The organism is Pseudomonas sp. LBUM1673 (assembly GCF_059695645.1).
Genome location: NZ_CP166780.1, coordinates 608,484 through 621,388 on the forward strand (window position 1 = coordinate 608,484; position 12,905 = coordinate 621,388).

A 12,905-nucleotide genomic window follows, 5' to 3' on the forward strand; every position below is an offset into this window, starting at 1 on the left:
CGCATGAGCGACTCCCTTGATCTCAGCCTGGACGGTGTAGAACGCCGGTCACTGGCTGACTTCACCGAAAATGCCTACCTCAACTACTCCATGTACGTGATCATGGACCGTGCCCTGCCGCATATCGGCGACGGCCTGAAACCGGTACAGCGGCGCATCGTCTACGCGATGAGCGAGTTGGGGCTGGACGCTGATTCCAAGCACAAGAAGTCGGCGCGTACCGTCGGTGACGTGCTCGGTAAATTCCACCCTCACGGCGACTCGGCGTGCTACGAAGCCATGGTGCTGATGGCCCAGCCGTTCAGCTACCGCTATACGCTGGTCGACGGCCAGGGTAACTGGGGTGCACCGGACGATCCGAAGTCCTTTGCCGCCATGCGTTATACCGAAGCGCGGTTGTCGCGTTATTCCGAAGTACTGCTCAGCGAACTGGGCCAGGGCACCGCGAACTGGGGCCCGAACTTCGACGGCACACTGGAAGAGCCTTTGGTGTTGCCGGCCCGTTTGCCGAACATCCTGCTCAACGGCACCACCGGTATCGCCGTGGGCATGGCCACCGACGTCCCGCCGCATAACCTGCGCGAAGTCGCGACCGCTTGCGTGCGCCTGCTGGATGAGCCCAAAGCCACGATCGAGCAGCTCTGCGAGCACATCCAGGGCCCGGATTACCCGACCGAAGCGGAAATCATCACGCCGCGCGCCGACCTGCTGAAAATCTACGAAACCGGTCGCGGTTCGGTGCGTATGCGCGCCGTGTACCACATTGAAGACGGCGACATCATCGTTACCGCGCTCCCGCATCAGGTCTCGGGTGCCAAGGTGCTGGAACAGATCGCGGCCATGATGCAGGCCAAACCGTCCAAAGCCCCGCAGATCGCTGATCTGCGAGACGAGTCCGACCACGAAAACCCGTGCCGGATCGTAATTATTCCGGGTGCACGCAAAAACTTTGACCACGATGCGCTGATGCAACACCTGTTCGCCAGCACAGAGCTGGAGTCGAGCTACCGGGTCAACATCAACATCATCGGTCTGGACGGCAAGCCGCAGTTAAAAAACCTGCGGGCATTGCTGGTCGAATGGCTGGAGTTCCGGGTTCAGACCGTGCGTCGTCGCCTGCAATTCCGCCTCGATAAGGTCGAGCGTCGTCTGCACCTGTTGGACGGCTTGTTGATTGCCTACCTCAACCTGGATGAAGTGATCCACATCATCCGTACCGAGGAGCATCCGAAAGCCAGTCTGATCGAGCGTTTCGCCCTGAGCGAAATCCAGGCCGACTACATTCTCGACACCCGTTTGCGTCAGTTGGCGCGACTGGAAGAAATGAAGCTGCGTGCCGAGCAGGATGAACTGCTCAAGGAACAAGCCAAGCTGCAAGCCCTGCTGGGCAGCGAAGCCAAGCTGAAGAAACTGGTACGCAGCGAGTTGATCAAGGACGCCGAAACCTACGGCGACGACCGTCGCTCGCCAATCGTCGAGCGCGCCGAGGCCAAGGCCCTGACCGAGCACGATCTGCTGCCGAACGAGAAAGTGACCGTGGTTCTGTCGGAAAAAGGCTGGGTTCGCTCCGCCAAAGGCCACGAGATCGACGCCACCGGGCTTTCCTACAAGGCCGGGGATGGTTTCAAGGCCTTGGCGGCCGGGCGTTCCAACCAGTTTGCGGTGTTTATCGACTCCACAGGTCGCAGTTATTCGGTCGCGGCCCACACCTTGCCCTCCGCCCGTGGCCAGGGCGAACCGCTGACCGGCCGTCTGACGCCGCCGCCAGGGGCGAGTTTCGAATGCGTGCTGATGCCTGAAGACGATTCGCTGTACGTGATTGCGTCCGACGCCGGTTACGGTTTCGTGGTCAAGGGTGAAGACCTGCAAGCCAAGAACAAGGCCGGCAAGGCCCTGTTGAGTCTGCCGAACAACGCCAAAGTGATTCTGCCGCGCCCTGTGGCCGATCGTGAGCACAACTGGCTGGCCTCGGTGACCACCGAGGGTCGCCTGCTGATCTTCAAAATCAGCGATCTGCCACAATTAGGTAAAGGTAAAGGTAATAAGATCATCGGGATTTCCGGTGAACGTGTTGCCAGTCGCGAAGAATATGTCACGGACATCGCCGTTTTGCCGGAGGGCGCCACCTTGGTGCTGCAGGCCGGAAAACGTACCTTGTCACTGAAGGCGGATGACCTCGAACACTACAAAGGTGAGCGTGGACGTCGCGGTAACAAACTGCCACGTGGCTTTCAGAGGGTAGATGCGCTGTTCGTCGAAAACCTCAATTAAGCGTCCTAGAGCGCTCGATCTACGATTTAACGCGTAGATCGACGCTTTGCCGCTGGAGTCGGAACGCATATTCACGGATGATATGGCCTTTAAAGCGCCGGCGTGGTCGAGCGTTCTTCATATTTTTTGAGTATTTTCACTGTGGTGAGCCTTGTGGCAACCACCTGGATGGGACGATGACTGCTCTGCGCCTTCCTTTTATTTTGATGCTCGCTGGCGTTCTTGGCCTGGCGGGTTGCAGCGTTCGCCAACCGGTGTCGCTGTATCAGCTGGACAGCGGTAGCCCGGCTCAGCCTGCGCAAAGCGCGGGCATGGCGGTATTGCTGGGGCCGGTAACGGTTGCCGATTACCTGCAACGCGAAACCTTGTTGCAGCGTCAGCCGGATGGCAGCCTGCAAGCTTCGGTTGATGGTCGTTGGGCAGGAAGCCTGTCTTCCGACATCGATCAGCTGTTGCTGCGTCAGGTCGCCGGTCATCTGGACAGCCAGCGCGTTGTCCTGGCGCCTGCGACAGTGGGCTTCACGCCGGATGTTCAGGTTCTGCTGACGATCACGCGTCTGGACTCGGGTGAGTCGCAACCGGCAGTCCTTGATGCGCAATGGCGCCTGATCGACCGTCGTGGTCAGGTGCGTGATAACCGCATCATTCATTTGCAGGAGCAGCACGCCGGCGGGACTGCCGCTCAGGTTCAGGCTCAGGGTGTGTTGCTGCAGCGTCTGGCCGAGCAACTGTCGACAGCACTTAAGCCGCTGGCTAACCAACCGCCAATTGCCGAAGCGCCACGCAAGCCGGCTGCCAAGCCTGTGGCACCGACAACAGCAGAGCCGGAGAAGCAACCGAAAATCCCGATGGCTTCGCCGATTCGGACCGATATGGAAGTGTTCAGGTTCTGAGCCTGGATGGATTCGAAACGAGGCCCGCGTAGATGCGGGCCTTGTTGTTTCTGCAGGTCGGTCGTAGCAGCTGCCGAGACTGCGAGGGTGCGTTCGAGGACGAAGTCCTCGCAAGTCCTGTTAGCGCGTTTTGCCTGACCGTACCCATCGTCTGATTTTGCGACTACTACGCAGCCTCGCAGGCTCGGCAGCTGCTACAAGAGTTAAGGTGCCAACAAAAAGCCCGCAGACAATCACGTGTCTGCGGGCTTCTTTACAGCGGGGGCCAGGGTTTAAGCCCGGCGTTCATGCATCCGCGCCAGTTGCCGCTCCAGCATCGACGGATAAGGCTCCATCAGCCGCTCCACGCAGCACGCACCCTCAGGGCTTGCAATCGGACGGATCCGCGCACGCTGACGAATCAGCGCATCGTCACTGATCTTGCGCTCCACCAGCAGCAGATTGCGGCTGTGTTGTGACAGGGCCAGGGCGTCTTGAGCGGTTTCAGTCAGCAGCAGATCGATCTGGCTCAAACCGAACAGTTCGTCACCCAGCGTCAGGCCCAGCTGCAATTGCAGGGTGATGCCGCTGTCGGCGACTTCGATCTGCAACTGATGGCCCAGGGCGCGCAGCAATTCACCGCAGCAGATGGCGTTGGTCAGGTAGTCGTCGCCGCTGTCTTCGGTGTGGAACAGCATCAGCGTGCTGCCATCGTTCAGGGTGTGCAGTTCGCTCTGGTAAAGCGACGCGGCCTGATCGAGGCAATCGCGGTAGCGTTTGAGCAGCTCTTCCAGGCGTGCGCGGGGCAGGCGGCGCAGTTGATCCTGTGCGCCCAGTTGCACAGCCAGTACCGCACTGTGCTGAGGCACGTTCGATACCTGCGGCTTTGCGACGGGTTTCGGCGCGTTGTCTGCCGAGTCTTCACGCAGATCGGCAAACGGATCTTCGTCATCATCGTCTTCGACTGTGCTGACAATACGCCGCGGCGCGGGCTTGAGACCTGCCACCGGGCGACTTTCATCGAAGCTCGGATCACGCAGGTTGCGCACTTCGAAGGCCGGCTCGTTATCGTCGGCGTCTTCGTAATCACTGTCGTCGTATTCAGGCTCCGGCGCAGGTTCCGGCTCGGCGGGCTCCGGGGCGAAATTGGCATGCAATTGGCGAGCGAGGTCGCCGATCTCATCCTGACGCTCGGTGGCCGGGGTGTATTCGTCGATATTGCGCAGCCATACCCGCAATTGCAGCAGCGGCGTCGAGATATGTCGGCCCAGGCGCAGGCTCAACGCCAAGGATAGCGCCAGCAGAATCGCACTCAGAATGCCCATGCTTTGCAGGCTGATGGTCATCGGCTGCTGGAACTGATCCATGTCCAGGCTGATGCGCAGTTGCCCGGCGGTCACGTCCTGGAAGGTGATCTTGCTCTGGTACATGCCTTCGGCTTCGCCCAACAGGCTATGCTTGGGGCGCTGACCGGCTTCGGCGAGGATGCGGTTATCCACGCTATAGATGGCGGCGTGGGCCACCAGTTTGTTCTTGGTCAGGTTGTTGAGCAGCACGTTGAGACTGAGGATGTCATTGGACACCAACAGCTCTGTGGCCGACGTAGCGGTCTGGGTGGTCAGGCTTTCGCCCAGGGCATCCGCCTGCTCGTGCATGGCCTGCTTGAACTGCAAACCCATTACGCAGGCATAGATCACCAGAGCCAGAGCGACCAGGATCACGTTATGGCTGGCAATGCGTAATGCGATCGGTACACGGCGATGACGCAGTGCCCGGAAGATCAGCAGAAAGAAGTTATCGGTTTTTACTGGCGTGGGCCGGTTCACTTGAGCTCGGCTCTTTAGTCCGTGAAGTTGACGCGCAGTATAGCGACAGGCCCTAGACCGTCAAAGCGCTCACGGTGCCCGATGGTCACTGAAAATGGGTAGAATGCGGTTTTTTTCCACCTGCGGGGGTGCGCCTTGCGCGAAATTGTCCTGATAAACATCACGGGAGTCGACCGTCCGGGTCTGACTGCGGCCATTACCGGTGTTCTGGCCCAGGGTGGTGTGAATATTCTCGACATCGGTCAGGCGGTGATCCACGACACCCTGTCGTTCGGCATCCTGGTTGAAATTCCCGATACGGAACAAGGTAAGTCGGTGCTCAAGGACATTCTGTTCACGGCCTACAAGCTGGAACAGCAGGTGCGTTTCACGCCGGTGTCCGAAGAGGATTACCAGCAGTGGGTCGGCAATCAGGGCAAAAAACGCCACATCGTCACCCTGCTGACCCGCAAAGTGACCGCCGAGCAATTGCAGCGCGTGAGCTCGATCACCGCCAAATATGGGTTGAACATCGACCATATCGATCGCCTGTCCGGGCGCATGCCGCTGGACACCCCGGCTGACAAGGGTAAGGGCTGCATCGAGTTTTCCGTGCGCGGCGAGGCGGCTGATCCGCAAGCGCTGCGGGCCGAATTCCTCAGCGTCGCTCAAGAGCTGAACGTCGACATCGCCTTCCAGGAAGATTCGCTGTTCCGCCGTAACCGTCGTCTGGCGGTGTTCGACATGGACTCGACCCTGATCGAAGCTGAAGTCATCGACGAACTGGCCAAGGCTGCCGGCGTGGGCGATCAGGTTTCTGCGATTACCGAGCGGGCGATGTCCGGCGAGCTGGACTTCCGCGCCAGCTTCAAAGAGCGCCTGGCCTTGCTGCAAGGGCTGGATGTCAGCGTGCTGGACTCCATCGGCGCTTCCCTGCGCCTGACCGAAGGCGCCGAAACCCTGTTCGCCGAACTCAAGCGTCTGGGCTACAAGACGGCGATTCTGTCGGGTGGTTTCACCTACTTCGCCAAGCAATTGCAGGCCAAACTGGGCATCGACTACGTGTTCGCCAACGAACTGGAAGTGGTGAACGGCAAGGTCACTGGCGTGGCGGTCGAGCCGATTGTCGATGCGCAACGCAAGGCAGATCTGCTGCGTGAGCTGGCGCATAAGGAAGGTTTGCGTCTGGAGCAGACGATTGCCGTCGGTGACGGTGCCAACGACCTGCCGATGCTGGCGATTGCCGGGCTGGGTGTGGCGTTCCGCGCCAAGCCGCTGGTCAAGCAATCGGCGAAGCAGGCGATTTCCACCCTTGGGCTGGATGGCGTGCTGTATCTGCTGGGTTTCCGGGATCGCGACGGGCAGCTCTGAGTTTCAAGTTGTCTGGGCGGGCCTCTTCGCGGGCAAGCCTCGCTCCTACAGGAATGCGTCAGTCTCCATTTGCGCGGACCCGTAGGAGCGAGGCTTGCCCGCGAACGCATCACCACCGATCAAATGCCTGACGCTCAAAGCGACTTCCACAACGAATCAAACTCTTCTGCTACCCCGACCACGCCGCTTTGTGCGGCGTTTTCGTTTCTGGTCGCTTCCAGCGAGCGATAGGCAAACTGATTAAAGCTATTGGTGCTCGCCACTCGTCGCTCCAGACCGGCCGGGCGTTCCTGGCCGTTGGTGTTGATCAGCACCTTATTGCCTTCCTGGAATGGCAGGCGCGGCGTGAGCAGGGTGGCCGGCAGGTCGATGGCGCTGATGGCGGGCAGCAACAGTCCGCGCAAGTACTGGCTGTGCTCGTCGCTGGAGCGCGTCAGTTGCAGGCCGCAGGGCTCAGCGCAAGGCGCGACCTGCTCGATACCCATCTGCGTGCCGCCGCCCCGCACCTGACGGATCCAGCGCACCACTGCAATGCTCCAGCCTTGACCGGCCGCATCCTCGATTCCGACCATTTCTCCGGCCTGTAGCTCGGGGGGCACTGCGCCAGGCCAGGCCAGGCAATAGCCGCCAGGGCTGTGATTGATCACCGGCAGCACATAGGTCGGGAAGTGCTGCTGGCGATCGGCCGCCTCATGGCTGTCATCGTTTTGAAGGTGCGGGTATTCGATCTCTTCGTAGGGCAGCAGAGTGTCTGCGGTGCCCTGGGGGGCGGCGTCGAAGGCCTGGTTCCATTGGTCTTTGGCGCGACCTGCCGGGTCGGTGGCCGAGAATTGCGCGGGACGGGTACCGGGTTTTTTCAGGATGCCGCTGAACGAGCGTTTGCCGCCGAGATAAAAGTGCAGAGCGCTCATGCCTATGCACAGGGTTAATGTGCCGTGGCCGACGGTGCGCTGGAAACTGCGCTCGGCGGCCTGGCCCCAAGCGGCATGCAGGTGTTGCAGCGTATCCAGATTCAGCCCCGCCGGAACGGGCAGCGTCGATACCTTGTCGGCTGACTGTTGCAGATGGGCTTCGATGGCCGCGACCAGGGGCTGTGGGTCGACCCCCAGTAAGCTCTCCTGTTGCTCGGCCCGAAACTTGGAGCGATAACGCGGGCCGGTATCGAGCTCCGGGGCGATCGCAAACAGCCCGCTGTCCGGTTTGTCCGGTTGCAGTTTGATCCATTGGCTCCAGGGTTCCATAACCTCGGCGAGCCGGACGATCTGGTTCTGGCGCAGTTGATTGCAGCGTGAAGCACCCAGCAGGAGGGCGACGACGTAGGTGTGCTCGATGCTCAGCATTTGCGACTGGCTGGCCAGTTCATCGCGCACGCTCAAATGTTGCAGTTGGAACTGACAGCCGATCCGATACAGCTGATGCAGTTCCAGCCACAGACCTTCGGGCACCGGACAATAGAGCTGAGTGGCGCGGATCAACGCGCCGTTCAGGCAATGAATTGCCCGTTGCAAAGCCTGGGTCAGCAGCGGCGTACAGTCCTTGCTGAAGCGTGGAGCGATGCGGATGACGATCTGCTTGTAGCCGATCGCCAAGTGGCTCTGCAGCGCCTGGCAAAGGTTGGCGATCTTGCGCGAGCGTTCGTCGAGCACAATCGCCTGATGCAGAAAATGCCGCTCCAGATGCTTGCAGACGTAATACACCTCGGGCCGCAGCAGTTCGAGCAATTGCAGGCGATTGTCGCTGGGTGTGAGCAGTTGGTTGAGTTCGCTCAAGCCTTGATACAACTGGCGAGCGGTTTCGCCGATGTTGGCTTTGGGCAGGTTGGCGATCCAGCGCTTGAGATCGCGAGGCGTGGCGTCGCAGAAAGACAGACGCGACTGCGTCGGGATCGGTGCGCGTAGCAGCAGGACAGGATTGGTCTCATTCATGCCGTAGACAAACTCCGACCGGGGAAATGGGCAGTGAATGACTTGACTGTAGCAGCTATGAACGCGGGAGGGGGGCACGCGATATTTGCGTCACGCTTGCCCGGGGGAATCCGCCGCCTGGAAGTCTTCGAGTCGGCGGATCAGGGGTCAGGCTGTTGGCAAGCCTATGCCTTGGCCCATCTGCACTGGCGAAAGGGCGCCCAGCCCTTCAGCCCATTTCACCTGGTCCGGCCCGAACAGCACGACAGCCGTAGAGCCGAGTTTAAAGCGACCCAGTTCCGCACCTTTCTCCAGATGAATCGGCGCACGGGCCGCTTCGTCGTAACGGAAGGTTTTCAGCTCGCGTTTTGGCGGCGTGACCAGCCCGGCCCAAACGGTTTCGATCGACGCCACAATCATCGCGCCCACCAGCACCACGGCCATCGGCCCGCGCTCGGTGTCGAAAATGCACGCCACACGCTCATTGCGGGCGAACAGTTCCGGAACGTTTTCAGCGGTGGTCTGGTTGACCGAGAAAATGCGGCCGGGGATGTAGACCATCTCCCGCAGGGTGCCGGCCAGCGGCATGTGCACGCGGTGGTAATCTTTGGGCGACAGGTAAATGGTGGCGAAATCGCCGCCCATGAATGGCGCGGCGTTGGCCGCGTCACCGCCCAGCAGTTCCAGCACGCTGAAGCTGTGGCCCTTGGCCTGGAACACGCGACCGTGTTCGATCGGGCCGAGTTGGCTGACAGCGCCGTCGGCCGGGCTGAGGATCGTGCCCGGGGTTTGGTCCAGCGGGCGAGCGCCGTCTTTCAAGGCGCGAGTGAAGAACGCATTGAAGTGCTCGTAAGCCGTCAGGTCTTCGACCAGGGCTTGGGACATGTCCACCTGATAACGCTTGGCGAACCAGGCGGTCAAGGCGTTCTTGAACCAGCGCACGCGGCATTCGGCAATGCAGCCGGCCAGCCGCGAGAGCAAGTGGTGGGGCAGCAGGTATTGGCTGAGGATAAACAAACGTTTTTTCATTAACTGTCCTTAAAAAACCTTAAATCTCTACGGGCGTGTCGGGATGGTTGCCCCATTCGCCCCAGGAGCCGGCGTAGCCTTTGACTCGCGGATAACCGAGCGACTTGGCCACCAGGTAGGTGAAGCCAGAACGATGGTGAGTCTGGCAGTGGGTAATGACTTCTTTGTCTTTGGTGATACCGAGTTGTTCCAGGATTTTCGGCATGTCGGTGCGGATACGCAGGTTGCGCGTCTGATCCATGGCGGCGGTCCATTCGAAATTGACCGCGCCGGGAATGTGCCCGCCCTTGGCCGCCAGCACTTTCTCGCCGGAGTATTCCAGCGGCCCGCGCGCGTCCCAGATCGCCAGGTCGGCGGCACCGAGACGGCTTTGCAGGTATTCGCGGGTGGCGGTGGGTTCGTCGTGCAGCGTCAGGGCGACCGGTCCACCGACCGCTGCCGGGATCTGGATCGACATGGGCAGGCCTTCTGCCAGCCAGGCCGGCAGGCCGCCGTCGATATAGTGGTAGTTGCTGTGGCCGATGACATCCAACAGCCAGATAAAGCGCCCGGCCCAACCGCCGCCTTCATCGTCATAGACGACGTAGACCGCATCGGGGTTGTGTCCCAGTTCGCCGAACAATGCTTCAAGAGCGGCTTGGGTTGGCAGCAGGCCTGGCGCAGGCGCCTGACCCAGCTGAGTGCGTTTTGGATCGACAAAGCGTGCACCGGGAATATGCCCTGCGGCATAGCGGGCGCTGCTGGTCAGGTCCACCAGAATCAGTTCGCGGGAGTCGAGACGCGGGAGCAGGTCGCTCGGTTCGATCACCAGCGCCAAGCCAGAGAAGTCAGACATGTGAGGTCTCCAGAGCACAAAGGGGAGGATTGTAGCGCAGCGTCATGAGGGCCTGTTATCAGTTATTGCGGCGCAGGAAATAACTGAAAACAGGCCCTGTTGGTTAATGCCGGGCCGTAGCAGCTGTCGAGCTTGCGAGGCTGCGTTCGGCTGCGCAGCAGTCGTAAAACCATAACGTGCGGTACGTCAGGCAAACCATGTAGGCCGGATTCACGACTGCTGCGCAGCCGAGCGCAGCCTCGACAGCTGCTACACCAGCATCAGGCCCTAGCGGTGGCTAAAGCTGTGCAGGGCTTTCTCGATGCACTGCGCGGTTTTGCCGAACGCTTGCACGGTGATTTCCGAGAACGGCCCGCCGCCCTGATCCGCCACCACGATCATGATCACCCGGCCGTTGTTGACCAAGGAGCGCAGCAGCAGGTGTTCACCGCCAAACTGCGAACGCAGGCTGGCCGGCAACAGGGCCGAGAATTGTGCGTTGTTGGCCGGTGTCAGGCGCACTTGGGCCTGTTGCGTGAGCAGGCGCTGCAGCACGGTGCTCTGGCTGACTACCAGGTTCAGGCCGGCCGTTTCTTTGGGCAGCCCGGCGGTCTGGTTCACACGCAGATTGGCATGTGTGCGGTCGGCCATCAGAATCATCACCCGCCGCATGCCACACGCCACCAGGGCGTCTCGGGCCGATGTGGTCAAGTGCATGGCATTGGTGAAACGGCTCGGCTCCACCAGCAATTCGGCGCATTGCTTGCGCCACTTCGCCAGGTCTTCGGCAGTGGGCGCCGGGGCCGGCAGCAAACCGGCGTGAACGCGGTTGATGCCCGACGGCCAGATCAGCGATTCGGCCGGGTGCCAGAGGTCCGGCATGGCGTGTTGGCGGGCGCTATTGGCGGCCTGTTGGTGCAATTGTTGCTGCACCTCATCCATCGGCATTTGCAGGTAAAGGCTGGTGAGGTATTGCCAGCGTTCACAGTGAGGGCTGTCCCAGGCCTGTTGTGCCGACAACGCCAGACCATTGGCCAGCAGCACGGTATTGGCTGGCTGATTGAGCCAGCGGCGCAGCGTCGGGTCGTCATCGAGGCGGTTCTGTTGTCGCAGCGGGTGATCGCTGTCACGCGCGATGCGCAGGACTTTCACCAGTTCACGTTGCTCGCTGCGCAGCAGTCGATACCCCTGCTGCACCCAGATCGGCAAGTGCCAGGTGTCCACCAGTGCCAGACAGACTTCCAGCAGGCGTACGCCAAATAATTGCTTTTCGACTTTGCGCGCCGACTCGCCTTTATGGATGACCCGCAGCTCCCACTCTTCAAGCAGCTGCGGATGGGTCAATGCCATGGGCCAGAGCGGCGAAAGAAACAGCAGGCTGCCCCAGTGGATGTCCTGCCACAACCGCGCCAGGCGACCGGCAAAAAAACCATTGGCCTGTTGGGTGGCGTGCTGGCTGATCAGTTGAAGCTGGCGCAGGGCGACAGGGATCTGCGATTGGGGTTCGGCGGGCAGGCGCTCGAGCAATTCTTCGGTGCGTTTCAAACCGAGGCGATTGATCGCCACCTCAAGGTTTTCAGCCGGCGTGGTCATGCTGCCATGGGTGTGACGGTTGGCTTCGCGAATCACGCTCAAGGCCAGGGCCGGGCTGTCCTGCATCAGTTCGGCAATGTCGCGCAGAGAGCTGCGGCTATCGCGGATCGCTTTGCAGACTTGGTCGTGACTGGTTTGCGGAACTGGCAGATGCACGCCATCGAGAAGCTTGACCCAGCCTTCGAGAGTGGTCGGTTTTTGGGTTGGGACGTTCGTTTCGTTAGCCATGTCTGGACGCGATCATCGTCTGCATTACCTATGCCCGGTGCGGGTCAAATTGGCTTTTCGCCTGAACTGGCTATAGTCTGGCGCAGTTTTGCCGATAAGTAGAAGAAGAGATTGTTTAACTTCCGAATATGACCTTGAACCCGACTCAGTAAGTGCTCTCCTACCTATGGCTAAAATTATCGGCATCATCGTCGTATTCGCGAGCGTGCTCGGCGGATACGTGCTTTCCCACGGCAAGATTGCCGCCCTCATTCAGCCTTTCGAGGTGATGATTATCGGTGGCGCAGCCCTTGGTGCATTCCTGCAGGCCAACCCCGGTCATATGACGATGCATGTGCTCAAGAAGTCCTTGGGCATGTTCAGTTCGCGTTTCAACCACACCTTCTACCTTGAAGTGCTGGGACTGATTTACGAGATCCTCAACAAGAGCCGTCGCGAAGGCATGATGGCGATCGAAGGCGACATCGAAGATGCCGCCGCGAGCCCGATCTTCGCCAAGTACCCGGCGGTCCTGAAAGATGACCGCATGACCGCGTACATCTGCGATTACCTGCGCATCATGTCGTCCGGCAACATGGCTCCCCATGAGCTTGAAGGCTTGTTCGACATGGAACTCACCAGCCTCAAGGAAGACCTGGACCACCCCTCCCACGCAGTCAACGGCATCGCCGATGCCATGCCGGGTTTCGGTATCGTCGCGGCGGTATTGGGTATTGTGGTGACCATGGCTTCCCTGGGTGAAAGCGACCAGAAAATGATCGGCCTGCACGTAGGTGCGGCTCTGGTGGGTACCTTCTTCGGTATTCTCGCTGCCTACGGTTTCTTTGGCCCGCTGGCCCACGCCCTGGGGCACGATGCCAAGGAAGAACTGAACGTCTACGAAGCCATCAAGGCTTCGCTGGTGGCTTCGGCTTCCGGCATGCCGCCATCGCTGGCGGTGGAATTCGGTCGCAAGGTTCTGTACCCGGCGCACCGTCCTAGCTTCGCTGAGCTGGAACAAGCGGTTCGCGGTCGCTAA

The 12,905-nt window shown here is 60.4% G+C and carries 9 protein-coding genes; 4 read left to right on the top strand and 5 right to left on the bottom strand.

The window, feature by feature from the left end; genetic code table 11:
• Nucleotides 1-3 precede the first annotated feature (3 nt).
• Complete coding sequence (parC, locus tag ACA044_RS02720; RefSeq protein WP_497445052.1) at nt 4-2,271, top strand: DNA topoisomerase IV subunit A; 2,268 nt, start codon at nt 4-6, stop codon at nt 2,269-2,271.
• Between the two features lie 176 nt (nt 2,272-2,447).
• Nucleotides 2,448-3,164 carry a PqiC family protein gene (locus ACA044_RS02725; protein WP_497445053.1) on the top strand — a complete coding sequence of 239 codons (717 nt, stop codon included), beginning with the start codon at nt 2,448-2,450 and terminating at the stop codon, nt 3,162-3,164.
• Nucleotides 3,165-3,436: 272 nt separating this feature from the next.
• Here the strand turns inward: ACA044_RS02725 and ACA044_RS02730 are convergent, their stop codons facing one another.
• Nucleotides 3,437-4,969: an AhpA/YtjB family protein gene (locus ACA044_RS02730; RefSeq protein ID WP_497445054.1), complete on the bottom strand. Its 1,533-nt coding sequence runs from the start codon at nt 4,967-4,969 to the stop codon at nt 3,437-3,439.
• A gap of 135 nt (nt 4,970-5,104) precedes the next feature.
• Between ACA044_RS02730 and serB the strand changes: the two genes are divergently transcribed.
• The gene (gene serB, locus ACA044_RS02735) at nt 5,105-6,319 is read left to right on the top strand and encodes a phosphoserine phosphatase SerB (protein WP_497445055.1); all 1,215 of its coding nucleotides are present in this window, start codon (nt 5,105-5,107) and stop codon (nt 6,317-6,319) included.
• A gap of 134 nt (nt 6,320-6,453) precedes the next feature.
• Here the strand turns inward: serB and ACA044_RS02740 are convergent, their stop codons facing one another.
• From ACA044_RS02740 to ACA044_RS02755, 4 genes are all read right to left on the bottom strand, one after another.
• On the bottom strand, nt 6,454-8,244 hold the full coding sequence (locus tag ACA044_RS02740; RefSeq protein ID WP_497445056.1) for a cyclic-di-GMP receptor FimW-related protein: 1,791 nt from the start codon (nt 8,242-8,244) through the stop codon (nt 6,454-6,456).
• Nucleotides 8,245-8,391: 147 nt separating this feature from the next.
• Entirely contained in the window at nt 8,392-9,252 is an 861-nt protein-coding gene (gene asd / locus ACA044_RS02745) for an archaetidylserine decarboxylase (protein ID WP_497445057.1), read from the bottom strand.
• A gap of 19 nt (nt 9,253-9,271) precedes the next feature.
• On the bottom strand, nt 9,272-10,087 hold the full coding sequence (locus ACA044_RS02750; protein ID WP_497445058.1) for a rhodanese-like domain-containing protein: 816 nt from the start codon (nt 10,085-10,087) through the stop codon (nt 9,272-9,274).
• Nucleotides 10,088-10,354: 267 nt separating this feature from the next.
• Nucleotides 10,355-11,887 carry an HDOD domain-containing protein gene (locus tag ACA044_RS02755; RefSeq protein WP_497445059.1) on the bottom strand — a complete coding sequence of 511 codons (1,533 nt, stop codon included), beginning with the start codon at nt 11,885-11,887 and terminating at the stop codon, nt 10,355-10,357.
• A gap of 166 nt (nt 11,888-12,053) precedes the next feature.
• On the opposite strand from ACA044_RS02755, the gene motA reads away from it, so the two are divergent.
• Nucleotides 12,054-12,905, top strand: coding sequence for a flagellar motor stator protein MotA (gene motA, locus ACA044_RS02760; RefSeq protein ID WP_008009851.1), 852 nt, complete (start codon nt 12,054-12,056; stop codon nt 12,903-12,905).